This is a genomic window from Amorphus sp. MBR-141 (genome assembly GCF_053628695.1).
On record NZ_JBRJGW010000002.1, the window covers coordinates 140,212 to 154,155 of the forward strand.

Consider the following 13,944-nt stretch of genomic DNA (forward strand, 5'->3'; position numbering starts at 1 on the left):
TGTTCGTCTGGTCCTTACCGGCCGCGGCCGGTGGACCGAAGCTGAGACCCCGGAGCGGGATGCGGGCCGGAAGCCGGCGCCCCCCCTGATCCGGGTTCGAGTCTAGTCGTCCAGGCGGATCGCCACGAAACGCAGCTCGCCGTTGCCGTTGGAGAGCAGCAGCAGCGCGGTCTTGCGGCCGTCGGTCTTGAGCGCCTCGACCTTTTCCGCCACCTCGGCGGGGTTCGCCACCGGCTCCTGACCCACCTCGACGATCAGGTCGCCGGCCTGCACGCGCTTCTCCGCCGCCGGGCCATTGGGATCGACCTCGCTCACCAGCACGCCGTCGACGTCGTCGGAGAGGTCGAACTTGTCGCGCAGGTCGTCGGTGAGCACCGTCAGGGTCATGCCGAGCAGCGACTGCTCCTCGACCTCGGCCTGGTCCGCGTCGGGCGCCGCACCGGCGTCTCCCTGCTCGGCGGCCAGCTCCCCCTTCTCGGCCTCCTCGAGGCGGCCGAGCGTCACCGGGATCGTCACCGTCTCGCCCTTGCGCAGCACCTCCACGTCGACCTCGGTGCCGATCTGGGTGTCGGCCACCATCCGCGGCAGGTCGCGCATCGACGGCACCCGTTCGCCGTTGAAGGTCAGCACCACGTCGCCGGCCTCGATGCCGGCCTCTTCCGCCGGGCCGCCCTCGGTCACGCCGGCAATCAGCGCGCCGTAGGCCTCGTCCATGCCGAGGCTGTCGGCGATGTCGTCGGTGACCGTCTGGATCCGCACGCCCAGCCAGCCGCGGCGGGTCTCGCCGAACTCCTTGAGCTGGTTGATGACGTTGATGGCGATTTCGGAGGGAATCGAGAAGCCGATGCCGATCGAGCCGCCGGACGGCGAGATGATCGCGGTGTTCACGCCGACGACCTCGCCCTTCATGTTGAACAGCGGACCGCCGGAGTTGCCGCGGTTGATGGCCGCGTCGGTCTGCAGGTAGTCGTCGTAGGGACCGGAGTTGATGTCGCGGTCGCGGGCGGAGACCACGCCGACGGTCAGCGTGCCGCCGAGCCCGAACGGGTTGCCGATCGCCATCACCCAGTCGCCGATCCTGAGATCGTCGGAGGAGCCGAAATTCAGCGCCTTCAGCGGCGCCTCGGGCTCGACCTTGAGGAGGGCCAGATCGGTCTTCGGATCGTGGCCGAGCACCGTCGCCTTCAGGCTGCGGTCGTCGCTGAAGTTCACCAGGATCTCGTCGGCATCCTCGATGACGTGGTTGTTGGTGACCACCAGGCCGTCGGAGGAGATGACGAAGCCGGAGCCGAGCGACTGGACCCGGCGCGGCTGGTCGTCCTGTTGCTGCTGCTTGTCGAAGAACTCGTTGAAGAACTCCTCGAACGGGGAGCCGTCGGGGATCTTCGGCATCGGCACCGACCGGCGGCCGGTGACTTCCTGGGACGTGGAGATGTTGACCACCGATTCAAACAGCGGCTCGGCGATGTCGGCCACCGATTCCGGCCCCTGGGCGCGGGCCGGCAGGACGGAGAACGCCGCGCCGGCAAAAAGCGCTGCGGTCATTCCCCGCGCCAGCCTGGTCCAGGTCGACGGTGCGTGCTGCGTGATGGTGGTCATAGTCCCTCCTTCAGCGAGGTGCGTCGCGTGCGGTGCCGGCCGGACGAGAACCGTGTCCGGCAGGCTCAACTCGGGCCGCCTGCAACCATGCAGCACCGCCGTTGGGATCGGGCCGATCCGAACGGCGAATGCCCTAGCCGCGGGCCAACCAGACGACCAGGACGCCGATCGCGAGGGCTCCCACCCCCGCGATCCGCAGGACCTGATCGGGCGTGTCGATCGCCTGGCGCATCATCCGCTTGAGCGGACCGGGAACCACCGCATAGAGCGTTCCCTCGATGGCCAGCACGAGACCGACCGCCACGATGAAGTCAGTCATTGCGCCGGCTGCGGAGCCGGCGTCGTGGCGCTATCGGAGGGCGCCGGTGCGGCGTTGCCCGACGGTGCCGGTGCGGCATTGCCCGAAGGCGCGGCCGGAGCCGTGCTTCCGGAGCCGGTGGCCGGTGCGGTCGAACCCGCCGCGCCGCCGGCCGGGGCGCCGTTTCCGGTCGCCTCGGTCTCCCGCTCCGCCTCATCCTCGACCGCGTTCACCTCGTCCTGAACCTGTCGGTCCAGCGTGCCGCCCCCGGCCGCCGAACTGCTCTCCAGCGGTGCGGACGCGCCCGAAGCAGGCGCCCCGTTCGCGGGTGGAACCGGCGTGCCCAGGCTGGGCAGGCTCTGAGCGTTCCGGGGATCCGGGAGCACGCGCGGATCCTCGCCGCCGGTCGGGCTGTTGAAGTAGCGGAAGAACTCCGAGTTCGGCGAAATCACCAGACGGGTGTCGCCGGAGTTCATGCTGACTTCGTAGGCCCGCATCGACCGGAAGAAGGCGAAGAAGCCCGGATCGCGGTTGTACGCGGTCGCGAAGATCTTGCTTCGCTGGGCGTCGCCCTGACCGCGGACCTGTTCGGCCTCCTTGTTGGCCTCGGCGACGATGACCGTTGCCGTGCGGTCGGCGTTGGCGCGAATGCGCTGCGCCGCCTCCTCGCCCTCGGCACGGATCTCCGTTGCCTCCTGCTGGCGTTCGGTCTGCATCCGACGGAAGATCGCCTGGCTGTTGGCCTCCGGCAGATCGGCCCGGCGGATGCGCACGTCGACGACGGTGATCCCAAGGGCGTCGGCACGGGTCTGCACCTCGGCGCGGATCCGTTCCATCAGCCCCGGCCGGTCGTCACGCACGATCTCCGTGAACGTGGCGTCGGCGAGCACGGCACGCAGGGCCGACTGCATGAACGTCGACAGTCGGCTGGCGCCTTCGGCGATGTTGTTCACCGACTGGTAGAACAGCACCGGATTCTGGATCCGGTACCGCGCGAACGCGTCGACGACGAGCCGCTTCTGGTCCCGGGCGATGATTTCCTGGGCCGGGACGTCGAGATCGAGAATGCGCTTGTCCAGGAACAGCACGTTCTGGACGAACGGGATCTTGAAGTAGAGGCCCGGCTTGGTGATGGCCTGGCGCACCTGACCGAACTGCACGACGAGTGCCTGCTGGGTCGGGTTGAGCACGAACAGCGACGTGTTCACCAGGATGAGTGCGCCGACGATGACGGCGATGAGTGCGATGAGACCTGTGCGCATCACTGGCCCCCACCGGTCTGAGTGTTGGTTCGCGACGTGGTGGCAGACGGCCTGGCCTGCAGCTGGTCGAGCGGCAGATAGGGCACGACGCCCGACGAGCCGCCGGCTCCTTCGCTGATGATGACCTTGTCGGTGCGGCCGAGCACCCGTTCCAGCGTTTCCAGATACATGCGCTGACGGGTCACGTCCGGCGACTGGGCGTACTCCTCGTAGACGGCGACGAAGCGATCCGCCTGACCTTCCGCCTCGGCGACGACGCGGTCCCTGTAGGCGTTGGCCTGCTGGACCACCTGGGCCGCCTCACCACGCGCTTCCGGGATGACCCGGTTGGAGTAGGAGTTCGCCTCGTTCTGCAGACGCTCCTGGTCGGCGCGGGCCGCCTGAACGTCGCGGAAGGAGTCGATGACCTGCTGCGGCGGGTCGACCTTCTGCAGCTGGACCTGCGCGATCTCGATGCCAGCCTCGTAGTTGTCCAGGGTCTGCTGCATCAGCTGCTGCACTTCGATTTCGATCTGCTGGCGTTCCTGGGTGAGGATCGGCTGAATGTTCCGGGTGCCGACGACTTCACGCATGGCGCTTTCGGCAACCGCTTTCACGGTGCCTTCCGGATTCTGAATGTTGAAGAGATATTCCTCGGCGTTCGAAATCCGCCACTGCACGCGGAAATCGACGTCGACGATGTTCTCGTCGCCGGTCAGCATCAGGCTCTCTTCGGGAACGTCGCGGCCCGGGCTCGACACGGCGCCCACGTCACGGATGCCGACGTTGAGCTCGCGGATGCGCAGCACGTCGGGCGTGTACACGCTGCCGAGCGGATAGGGCCAATTGTAGTTCAGTCCCGGCTGGGTCATGCCGGCGAAGCCACCGAGCACCAGCTCGACGCCGACTTCACCCGGATTGACCCGGTAGAAGCCCGTCGCGAGCCAGATCGCGCCGACCGCAACGACTGCAACGAGCGCGCCCTTGATGCCGACGCTTCGGCCACCGCCGCCGCCCGATCCGCCACCGGGGAAGACTTTCTTGATGCGATCCTGACTGCGCCTCAGGAGCTCCTCGAGATCAGGTGTCTGGCCGCCACCGCCGCCGGGCTTCTGCCCGCCGCCCCAGGGACCGTTGCTGTTGCCGCCGCCGCCGCCGCCCCACGGGCCGCCGCCGCCCCCCCAAGGGCCGCCGCTCTTGCCGCCGCCGCCGCTCTGATTGCTCCAGGGCATCCGTTCTCCTTTTTCGCTCCGCCTTCACGACCGGCACGCAGATGACGTCTCCGGCCGAGCGGGAAACGGATCGTCTGATGCAGCCGGTCACGCCGTCGCGACGTTTCATCCATCGCTTGTGGTGGTTGGGTTATAGGAAACACGCCGTCCGCTTTCAACGAACGTGCCCCTCTCCGCGCACCGACCCTTGATATAGGCAGCCACACGCCGCGTTGCGACCGCTGTCAGTGCTCGAAGTGTCACACCATCGCGATCGCCGCAAGCGCCCGTCCCGCGGCGGCAAGCCCGGTCAGCCGAGCGCCGTGCGCCGTCGAGTACGCATCAGGCGACGTCGCCTCGCCGGCGAAGAAGAGGCGAGCCCCCACCGGATCCGCCAGCCGGCGGCGGCGATTGGCCTGCCCGGGCATGGCGCAGGAGTAGGCGCCGCGCACCAGGGGATCGGACGACCAGCGCGTCGTCGAGGTGCGATGAACCTGCGACCGGATACCGCTGCCGAACGCGTCGGCGAGCGCGGCCAGCGCGAAATCCACCATCGCCGCCTCGCCTGCCTTCTCCAGGTCCCGCGCCACGTTTCCGCCGAGCTGGCCGACCGCCATGGGCCGGCCTTCGGAGTCCTCCTCGACCGTGAAGTTGATCGCCGGCCGATCCGGATCGGTGGGGTCCAGGGTGTCGACGTAGGCGGAGGGATCGAGGCCGGGCAGCTTGTTGGCGAAGGAGATGGCCACCTTTTCCGCATAGCCGACCGGACAGGCCGCAAGCGCCTCGGCGAAGTCCACCGGCAGGTCCGGGGTGAAGCGGATGCCGCCACCGGACAGCACGTTGGTGGAGACCGTGACGATCGCCGACTTCGCCTCGATCGTGCCGGCCGTCGTGTCCGCCCGCACCCCCTTGCCGGACCAGTCGATGGCTTTGACGGCGACGCCGGTGCGCACCGGCACGTCGCGCCCCGCGGCGGCGACGAGCGCGCCGTAGCCGTCGAGCACCGGCCAGTTCTCGCCTGTGTCGGCGTAGCGCGCCAGGTCGAGCGTCGAGATGTCTTCCGGCGCGAACGCCGACAGCAGCCCCATCCAGTGCACCACCATGCGCCGCCAGTCGTCGGGCGGGTCGATCGCCTCGGAGGCCGGCACGTCGAGGCCGCGCTCGCCCGCCGCATGCGCGTCGCGGAACGCCGCCTCCACCGCGTCCCAGGCGGCCTTGCGGGTGGCCTCGTCGGCGAGCTGGTCCTTCAGGAAGAGATGCGCCGCGCGGCGGCTCTTGCGCACCAGGTAGCGATAGCCGAGGGCATCGGCGATGGGCCGGAACGGGTTGACCGACGCCGAATGCAGCCAGTGGCAGCCGCGGTCGAAGGGCACGCCGAACACCGAGCTGTCGGACCAGGCGCGGCCGCCGATCCGGTCGGCGGCCTCCAGCACCACGAAATCGGCCCGCTCGGCGTTCAGCCGCTCGCCCGCGGCGAGGCCCGCGGCGCCGGCGCCGACGACGAGGACGTCGGTCTGGCTCATGGCCGGTCTCTGTCGCCCGGCAGGCGCCGCTGATAGGTGACGAACGTCATCGCATGGTCATCCTTTTCGCCGGCCGGGACCTCCGTCCGGGCGGTCTCCCGCCACATGCTCGGCCTGATCTGGGGAAACACCGCGTCGCCCTCCATCTGGCAGTGGACCTCGGTGATCTCAAGCCGGTCGGCGTCGTGCATTGCGGCGGCGTAGACCTGCGCGCCGCCGACCACGGCGATCTCGTCCGCACCCATCTCGAGCGCGGCGTCGCGCGCCAGCACGAAGGCATCGGTCAGCGTCGTGGCGACGATGGCGCCGCTGGCGACGAAGTGCAGGTCGCGGCTGACGACGATGGTGCGCCGCCCGGGCAGCGGCCGGCCGATGGAGAGCCAGGTTCGCCGCCCCATGATCATCGGCTTGCCCAGGGTGAGCGCCTTGAAGCGCTTGAGATCGGTCGACAGCCGCCAGGGCAGCTGGTTGTCGCGCCCGATCACGCCGGTCTCCGACACCGCCGCAACGATGACCACCGGCGGGTGGCGGCCGTACTGGCTCACGACGTCCGTCCTCCGGTGGCGGCGAGCGCGTCGCCGGTCAGCCGATAGGTCGTCCAGTCCGCCATCGGCCGGGCGCCCAGGCTCTCGTAGAACGCGATGGACGGGGCATTCCAGTCGAGCACCGTCCACTCGAGCCGGCCGAGATTTTCGGCGACGCAGCGCGCGGCGAGGCCCGACAGAAGCGCCTTGCCGATGCCGTGGCCGCGCCGCTCGGGTTCCACGAACAGGTCCTCGAGCCAGATCCCGTGGCGGCCGACGAAGGTGGAGAAGGTGTAGAACCAGAGGGCGAACCCCACGGTCTGTCCGTCGAGGCGCGCCACGTCGCAGAACACCCGCGGCGCGGCGCCGAACAGCGCGGCGGCGAGATCGTCCTCGCTGGCCCGCATTTCCGGCAGCAGCCGCTCGTAGTCGGCGAGCGCGCGGATGAGCCGGACGATGTCCGGAACGTCGTCCCGCTCGGCCGGGCGAATGACCAGTGTCACCATGAAGCTCCCGGGAAAGGTCGGCCGGCCTCCGGCAAGGTCCGGTCCGGCGTCACCGAAGACGGATCAGTGCGAAACCGTGCTCGAGAAGATGTTGATGATGCCGACGCCCGCGATGATGAACAGGATGCCGATGATCGCCGGAAGGTCGAGCATTTCCTTGTAGATCACCACCCCGGCGATCGCGACCAGGACGATGCCGAGGCCGGCCCAGATCGCATAGACGATGCCGATCGGCATCAGCCGGATGGTGAGGGTGAGGAGATAGAAGGAACACAGGTAGCAGGCGAACATCGCCAGCGTCAGCCCGATGCGGCTGAACCCGTCGGTCGCCTTCAGCATGCTGGTGGCGACGACCTCGAACAGGATCGCCAGGCCCAAGGTTACGTAATGCAAGGCGGTTGCCTCCACTCGCGCACCCACGCGCTTTCAGCCGGATCTGCGCCGCGGACGGGTCAGACCGACACTTCGGCGCGGATCAGCGGATGCGGATCGTAATTGTCCACGCGAACGTGCTCGTAGCGGAAAGCGAACAGATCGTCGACGGCCGGATCGAGGTGCAGGCTCGGCAGCGGCCGGATCGGCCGGCTGAGCTGGAGTTCGGCCTGCTCGATGTGGTTCTCGTAGAGGTGGGCGTCGCCGAAGGTGTGGATGAACTCGCCCGCTTCCAGCCCGGTCACCTGCGCCACCATGTGGGTGAGCAGCGCGTAGGAGGCGATGTTGAACGGCACGCCGAGGAAGATGTCGGCCGAGCGCTGGTAGAGCTGGCACGACAGCCGGCCGTCGGCGACGTAGAACTGGAACAGGCAGTGGCACGGCGGCAGCGCCATCGCCGGCACGTCGGCCGGGTTCCAGGCGGATACCACGAGGCGCCGCGAGTTCGGGTTGGTGCGGATCTGCTCCACCACTTCCGAGATCTGGTCGATGGTGCGCCCGTCGGGGGCCGCCCACGAGCGCCACTGCTTGCCGTAGACGGGGCCGAGATAGCCGGTGGCGGGATCGGCCCACTCGTCCCAGATCGTCACGCCGTGGGCGTTGAGGTCGCGGGCGTTGGTGCTGCCGGTCAGGAACCACAAAAGCTCGTGCACCACCGACTTCACGTGGATCTTCTTGGTGGTCAGCAGCGGAAAGCCGTCGGCGAGGTCGAACCGCATCTGATGGCCGAACACCGAGCGCGTGCCGGTTCCGGTGCGGTCGCCCTTGCGGACGCCGTCGGCGAGCACCCGTTCCATGAGGTCGTGATACTGGCGCATCGGCCGCCTCCGAATCGCGAGGTTTTTGGTCGTTTAGTCTTCCCACAGGCGAGACTGCCCGCCAATTGCGACGAGAGCACGGGCGCGGCCTACCATGTGGACAAGCGACGCCGCGCCGCAAGATCGGATGCACGCGGGGGCTTTCGGAGCGGCGCGGGGACGCCTATATTCCGAGGTGCCGGCGGCAGTCGGCTACGGCGATAAACGGCCAACGTAATAAACCTATGGGACCCGGGGGCAGTACCCGGCGCCTCCACCAGAGCCCGCGATGCGGACGCGCGGGTTGTGGCGGGGGCGAAACAGGCTCGACCAAGGCGTAAAGGTTGGACTTTCGCTCGGCATGGTACCACCGTTATCGGGCTAAACATTATAGTTGCCAACGACAACTATGCTGAGGCCCGTCTCGCCGCGTAATGCAGCGTGACACCTCTACCAAGTCCTTGCCGGTAGCACGGTAAGGCGGGGTCCCGGGGGCACCTGGCAACAGAAGCCCCCACTTTGATTCATGCCTGCGCATGGTCGGCCCGTGGGCTTATCCCGTGCGGGCGCAGACACCGCGAAAGCGAGGATTTCCGACATGGCCGACGACTTGATCCGCTACGACGTCCTGGTTCAGGAGTCCTTGCGCGGCGTCGTCAGGAAGGTTCTCAAGGAAGTCGTCGACAACGGCCTGCCCGGCGATCACCACTTCTACATCGCCTTCGATACCGCAGCCCCCGGCGTGCGCATGTCCTCCCGCCTCAGGGAACAGCACCCCGAGGAGATGACGGTGGTCATGCAGCACCAGTTCTGGGACCTCAACGTCACCGAGCACGCCTTCGAGGTCGGGCTGTCGTTCGGCGGCGTGCCGGAGCGCGTGCTGGTTCCCTTCGCCGCCATCAAGGGGTTCTTCGATCCCTCCGTCCAGTTCGGGCTGCAGTTCGAGCCGCACGTGGATGCCGAGGAAGACAGCCCCGCGGCCGAGCACGGCCACGCGCCGGAACCCTCGACGCAGCAGGATGACGTCCCGGGCGCCGCCGATCCCGGCGTCAACGGCGAGCAGATGCGCCCCGACGGCGCCCAGGTTGTCTCGCTCGACGCCTTCCGCAAGAAGACCTGACGCAGCCGGTTCGTCGTTCCAGCCCGGGAGCCGCCCTTGATCACCCTCTACTGGTGCGCACGCACGCGGTCCCAGCGGATCGCCTGGCTTCTGGAGGAAACCGGGCTCGCCTACGAGCGGGTGGCGGTGGACGTTCGCGCCCCGGAAACCCTGCCCGAGGCGTTCCGCGCCGCCAGCCCGATGGGCAAGGTGCCGGCCCTCCGCGACGGCGACGCCACCGTCTGGGACTCCGCCGCCATCTGCGCCTACATCGCCGACCGATACCCGCAGACGGGCCTCGCCCCGAAGCCCGACCATCCCGACCGCGCCCGCTACCTGCAATGGCTGATCTTCGCGCCGAGCGTGGTCGAGCCGGCGCTGTCGGAGAAGGCCGGCGGCTGGGAGACGTTTCCCACCCGCAACGCCTGGGGCGATTTCGACCGGATGATCGCGGCCTTCGAGCATGGGATCGGTGACGGCCCCTGGATCCTGGGCAACCGGTTCTCGGCCGCCGACGTCATGCTCGGCTCGTCCGCCTCGTTCCTGCGCCAGTTCGGCATGATGCCCGACAGCGCCGCGCTCAACGCCTACGCCGACCGGTGCGAGGCACGGCCGGCGTACCGGCGCGCGCTGTCGTTCGAAGACGCCGGCTAGCCCCAGGCCTTTCCGCGCGCCGGCCCGCCCCTATCTCCCTTCAGTGGGCAGATGGGGAGCGGATCATGACGGTCTCGGCATTTCAGAATGCGTGCGATACGGGCCGCGGCCGGCATCGGCAGCTGGCATCGGGGCTGCTGGCCCTGGCGTGGCTGGCGGGCGCGGGGCTGCTGGCCGCAGCCGTCCCGGCATTGGCCCAGGCGGAAACCCCCTCCCCGAGCTACCATCCCTCGATGTGCCAGGCGGTGGCGCAGTCGCTGCCCGGCGCCCGGTTCGCCTCGGTGATGCCGCTGCCGCGCGACGCAAAGCCCCGCGCCACGAAGACGGCCACGGGCGACGCGCGCGACGGCATCGTCACCATCACCTTCGTCGGCCACGCGACCTTCCGCATCGAGACGCCCGGCGGCGTCATCATCGTCACCGACTATGCCGGCCCGGCCGGAGCCGGTCCGGTGCCCACCGTCGCCACCATGAACCACGCCCATTCCTCCCATTGGACGGTGGCGCCCGACCCGGGAATCGCCCACGTGCTGCCCGGATGGAACCCCAATGGCGGCCCGGCCGACCATCATCTGCTGGTCGGCGACGTCCTGATCCGCAACGTGCCGACCGACATCCGGCGCTGGGAGGGCGGCGTCGAGGCGCAGGGCAATTCGATCTTCATCTTCGAGGTGGCGGACCTGTGCATCGGCCATCTCGGCCACCTGCACCAGGTGCTGGAGGACGATCACATCGCCCTCATCGGCCGGCTCGACGTGGTCATGGTGGCGGTGGACGGGACCTACACCATGAGCCAGGCGGCGGTCGTCCAGGTCGTGCAGCGGCTGCGGGCCCGCATCGTTCTGCCGATGCACTATTTCTCGGCATGGCGGCTGAACCAGTTCCTGGGCGACGTCCGCTCCGAACTCGCCATCGACATCCGCAGCGACCCGACGATGACGGTCTCGCTCGCCACCCTGCCGCGCGAGCCGACGGTGGTGGTGCTGCCGGGATACTGAGGCGCGCACCGCGCGGGGCCCCACGCAGCCGAACGGGCTGCGGGCGGGACCTCCATCAGCCGTAGCTGCTGAACTTTTCCAGATCGATGTTGGTGATCAGCCCCAGCGGCGTGCCGGTCGGCGTGCCGTCCTCGGTGACGAACACGTCGCGGCAGGGATAGCCCGACACCGAAGCCTTCTCCATCGCCGCCTTCACGTCCGCGAGCGTCGCATGGGGCCCGACGAAAGCGACGGAGTTCGTGAAAATCGGGGCGATCGAGGGGTGTGTCAGAAACGCCTTCAGCGGCACGTTCTTCGTATTCGCGGTGGGCGGAATCCCGTTCTGCCAGGCGTAGTCGCGAACGACGGAGTCGTGAATGACGCCGTATGCCTGGCTGCCGATGATCGGAATGCGGCCGACCTTCTTGTTGAGAAGGCCGAGGACCTCTGTGTCGAAGAATGCGCTGCCCCAGTTCGGCGGGTTTGCCTCGATCGCCTGGATTCGGCTCAGGGGCACCATCGCTTCCGTCACCGAGATCTGGCGGAGTTTGGCGTCCCGAGCCTCCGATGCCGTCTTGCGCGCTTCGGAGGAAGCGAGCTGGAAACTGTCGTTGGAGAAGTAGAACGCCAGCACCGTGCCGATCCACGTGCCGACCAGCGGCAGCACCGCGAAGATATAGTTTTCGGCGAGCTGGCGGCCGTGACCGGCGCTGTCGCCATTCCACATTTGGACCGTGACAACGATAAACACACCGCACGTGAGCACCACCAGCACCCAACCGGCCTTGCCGATCAACCGGTTCGCGATTTCGCGGCGCGCCTGCGCCTTTGCCTCCGGTGTCGAGGATAAAACTGACTCGGCCATGTCGCCCCCCATATGGACGCAAGCAAAGGTTCATCGGACCCAATACACACTCATAAGTAGATTTTTGAATATTGTGCAACCAATTTCGTTGATACGCGCCGCATTGCGCCGCCCGCCCCTTCCCGGTAATTCAGGCGCAAGATCGACAGCCCTTTGCCTGGGAGGCCCGCCGTCATGACCGCGACCCGCACGGAAACCGATTCCTTCGGTCCGCTCGAAGTTCCCGCCGACAAATACTGGGGCGCGCAGACCCAGCGCTCGCTCGGCAACTTCAAGATCTCCGGCGAGCGGATGTCGCCGCCGGTCATCCGCGCGCTCGGCATCATCAAGAAGGCCGCGGCGCTGGCCAACGAAGAGCAGGACAACATCGATCCGAAGCTCGCCGCCGCCATCATCGAGGCCGCCGGCGAGGTGATCGACGGCAAGCTCGACGACAACTTCCCGCTCGTCGTCTGGCAGACCGGCTCCGGCACCCAGTCGAACATGAACGCCAACGAGGTGATCTCGAACCGCGCCATCGAGATCCTCGGCGGCAAGCTCGCCTCCAAGGACCCGGTCCACCCCAACGACCACGTCAACCGCGGCCAGTCCTCCAACGACACCTTCCCGACCGCCATGCACATCGCGGCGGCGGAAGAGTTCAACCGGACGCTCGTCCCGGCACTGGAGCACCTGCACAAGGCGCTCAAGGCGAAGTCGGACGAGTTCAAGGACATCATCAAGATCGGCCGCACCCACACCCAGGACGCGACGCCGCTGACGCTGGGCCAGGAATTCTCCGGCTACGCCGCTCAGGTGGAGCACGGCATCCGCCGGGTGAAGGAAGGCCTCGACGGGCTCTACGATCTCGCCCAGGGCGGCACCGCCGTCGGCACCGGGCTCAACACCAAGAAGGGCTTCGCGGAGAAGTTCGCCGCCCATGTCGCCACGATCACCGGCCTGCCCTTCCGCACCGCGCCGAACAAGTTCGAGGCGCTCGCCGCCCATGACGCCTACGTCTACGCCCACGGCGCGCTGAACACCGTCGCGACCTCGCTGTTCAAGATCGCCAACGACATCCGCTTGCTGGGTTCCGGGCCGCGTTCGGGCCTGGGTGAGCTGATCCTGCCGGAGAACGAGCCGGGCTCGTCGATCATGCCGGGCAAGGTGAATCCGACCCAGTGCGAGGCGATGACGATGGCCTGCTGCCAGGTCTTCGGCAACCAGACCACCATCACCGTCGCCGGCAGCCAGGGCCACTTCGAGCTCAACGTCTACAAGCCGGTCATGGCCAACGCGATGATGCAGTCGATCCGCCTGATTGCCGACTCCGCCGTCTCCTTCACCGACCACTGCGTCGTCGACATCAAGGCCGACGAGACGCGCATCAGGGAGCTGATGGAGCGCTCGCTGATGCTCGTCACCGCGCTCGCCCCGAAGATCGGCTACGACAACGCCACCAAGGTCGCCAAGACCGCGCACAAGAACGGCACGACGCTGCGCGAGGAGGCGACGAAGCTGGGCTTCGTCACCGAGGCCGAGTTCGACGCGATCGTCCGTCCGGAAAAGATGATCGGCCCGAACTGAACGAGGGCCAAATGGCCGAGATCGTCAACCTGCGGTCGGCGCGCAAGGCACGCAAGCGCGCCGACGAGAAGGACCGGGCGGCGGAAAACCGCGCGCTCCACGGTCTCAGCAAGGCGGAGAAGGAGGCCGAGGCGGCGCGTCGGACCCAGTCCGAGACCCATCTCGACCACCACCGCCTGGAGAAGGACGACTAGAGCCTTTTGCGGTCAGGTGATATCACCTGATCGATAAGAAATGGCTCCAGAATCAAACCCTTGAGCAATTCCTCTGCGTTCAGATCGCGTCGATCTGAACGGGAAATGCTCGAGGGCCTTTTCCGGTCAGGTGGGCCCACCTGGTCGATAGGAAATGGATCCGCAATCGATACCGATCCGCGGTTCACGGAAGCAGGGCGGCTCTTGTCGGAACCGCAACCCCTTCAAGCCCGAAGAGACTTCATGCCTCTCGAAAAGCGGTCCCTCACCCTCGAGCAGCACCAGACGAGCGTCGCGCTGGAGCCGGAGTACTGGGCCGAACTGGAGGCATGGGCCGAGCGCGAAGGCTCCACCATCACCGCGGTGATCGAGGGCATCGACCGGGAGCGCGACCCGCGCGACAGCCTGGCCTCGAGCATCCGCGTCGCCGCGCTGCTGCGGCTTCGCGCGGACTGACC

16 protein-coding genes and 1 other RNA gene are annotated in these 13,944 nt (G+C 67.8%); 7 read left to right on the forward strand and 10 right to left on the reverse strand.

Translation table 11 applies throughout. The features are described from left to right. Positions 1-102: 102 nt before the first annotated feature. From ACSSVZ_RS03185 to ACSSVZ_RS03225, 9 genes are all read right to left on the reverse strand, one after another. Complete coding sequence (locus ACSSVZ_RS03185; protein WP_453968255.1) at positions 103-1,599, reverse strand: DegQ family serine endoprotease; 1,497 nt, start codon at positions 1,597-1,599, stop codon at positions 103-105. Between the two features lie 133 nt (positions 1,600-1,732). Further along, positions 1,733-1,918 (reverse strand): DUF2065 domain-containing protein, encoded by a 186-nt coding sequence (locus ACSSVZ_RS03190; protein WP_453968257.1) that lies wholly within the window; start codon positions 1,916-1,918, stop codon positions 1,733-1,735. Next, entirely contained in the window at positions 1,915-3,159 is a 1,245-nt protein-coding gene (locus tag ACSSVZ_RS03195; RefSeq protein ID WP_453968258.1) for an SPFH domain-containing protein, read from the reverse strand. Before ACSSVZ_RS03195 ends, ACSSVZ_RS03190 begins: the two co-directional genes overlap by 4 nt. Continuing rightward, entirely contained in the window at positions 3,159-4,370 is a 1,212-nt protein-coding gene (hflK, locus tag ACSSVZ_RS03200) for an FtsH protease activity modulator HflK (protein ID WP_453968261.1), read from the reverse strand. Before hflK ends, ACSSVZ_RS03195 begins: the two co-directional genes overlap by 1 nt. A gap of 239 nt (positions 4,371-4,609) precedes the next feature. Next, the gene (locus tag ACSSVZ_RS03205; RefSeq protein WP_453968264.1) at positions 4,610-5,872 is read right to left on the reverse strand and encodes a flavin monoamine oxidase family protein; all 1,263 of its coding nucleotides are present in this window, start codon (positions 5,870-5,872) and stop codon (positions 4,610-4,612) included. After that, positions 5,869-6,417: a dihydrofolate reductase gene (locus ACSSVZ_RS03210; RefSeq protein ID WP_453968265.1), complete on the reverse strand. Its 549-nt coding sequence runs from the start codon at positions 6,415-6,417 to the stop codon at positions 5,869-5,871. The genes ACSSVZ_RS03205 and ACSSVZ_RS03210 overlap by 4 nt, the downstream gene beginning before the upstream one ends. Then, the gene (locus tag ACSSVZ_RS03215) at positions 6,414-6,899 is read right to left on the reverse strand and encodes an N-acetyltransferase family protein (protein ID WP_453968654.1); all 486 of its coding nucleotides are present in this window, start codon (positions 6,897-6,899) and stop codon (positions 6,414-6,416) included. The genes ACSSVZ_RS03210 and ACSSVZ_RS03215 overlap by 4 nt, the downstream gene beginning before the upstream one ends. A gap of 66 nt (positions 6,900-6,965) precedes the next feature. Beyond that, on the reverse strand, positions 6,966-7,295 hold the full coding sequence (locus ACSSVZ_RS03220; protein WP_453968266.1) for a DMT family transporter: 330 nt from the start codon (positions 7,293-7,295) through the stop codon (positions 6,966-6,968). A gap of 59 nt (positions 7,296-7,354) precedes the next feature. Then, on the reverse strand, positions 7,355-8,152 hold the full coding sequence (locus ACSSVZ_RS03225) for a thymidylate synthase (protein WP_453968267.1): 798 nt from the start codon (positions 8,150-8,152) through the stop codon (positions 7,355-7,357). 137 nt (positions 8,153-8,289) lie between these two features. Here ACSSVZ_RS03225 and ssrA point away from each other — a divergent pair. From ssrA to ACSSVZ_RS03245, 4 genes are all read left to right on the forward strand, one after another. After that, positions 8,290-8,650, forward strand: a transfer-messenger RNA (tmRNA) gene (ssrA, locus tag ACSSVZ_RS03230). Positions 8,651-8,729: 79 nt separating this feature from the next. Next, positions 8,730-9,251: an SspB family protein gene (locus ACSSVZ_RS03235; protein ID WP_453968269.1), complete on the forward strand. Its 522-nt coding sequence runs from the start codon at positions 8,730-8,732 to the stop codon at positions 9,249-9,251. Between the two features lie 36 nt (positions 9,252-9,287). Beyond that, the gene (locus ACSSVZ_RS03240; protein ID WP_453968271.1) at positions 9,288-9,884 is read left to right on the forward strand and encodes a glutathione S-transferase family protein; all 597 of its coding nucleotides are present in this window, start codon (positions 9,288-9,290) and stop codon (positions 9,882-9,884) included. A gap of 65 nt (positions 9,885-9,949) precedes the next feature. Beyond that, complete coding sequence (locus ACSSVZ_RS03245) at positions 9,950-10,882, forward strand: MBL fold metallo-hydrolase (protein WP_453968274.1); 933 nt, start codon at positions 9,950-9,952, stop codon at positions 10,880-10,882. A 55-nt stretch (positions 10,883-10,937) separates the two neighbouring features. On the opposite strand, the gene ACSSVZ_RS03250 is transcribed toward ACSSVZ_RS03245, so the two are convergent. Then, positions 10,938-11,726, reverse strand: coding sequence for a hypothetical protein (locus ACSSVZ_RS03250; protein ID WP_453968276.1), 789 nt, complete (start codon positions 11,724-11,726; stop codon positions 10,938-10,940). A 174-nt stretch (positions 11,727-11,900) separates the two neighbouring features. Here ACSSVZ_RS03250 and fumC point away from each other — a divergent pair, with 174 nt between their 5' ends. The 3 genes from fumC to ACSSVZ_RS03265 all read left to right on the forward strand — a co-directional run bounded on the left by fumC (position 11,901) and on the right by ACSSVZ_RS03265 (position 13,942). Beyond that, positions 11,901-13,292: a class II fumarate hydratase gene (gene fumC, locus ACSSVZ_RS03255; RefSeq protein ID WP_453968277.1), complete on the forward strand. Its 1,392-nt coding sequence runs from the start codon at positions 11,901-11,903 to the stop codon at positions 13,290-13,292. 11 nt (positions 13,293-13,303) lie between these two features. Beyond that, a complete protein-coding gene (locus ACSSVZ_RS03260) occupies positions 13,304-13,486 on the forward strand; it encodes a DUF4169 family protein (protein ID WP_453968279.1) in 183 nt (60 codons plus the stop codon). A gap of 243 nt (positions 13,487-13,729) precedes the next feature. Further along, the gene (locus ACSSVZ_RS03265) at positions 13,730-13,942 is read left to right on the forward strand and encodes a ribbon-helix-helix domain-containing protein (RefSeq protein ID WP_453968280.1); all 213 of its coding nucleotides are present in this window, start codon (positions 13,730-13,732) and stop codon (positions 13,940-13,942) included. Positions 13,943-13,944: the final 2 nt, after the last annotated feature.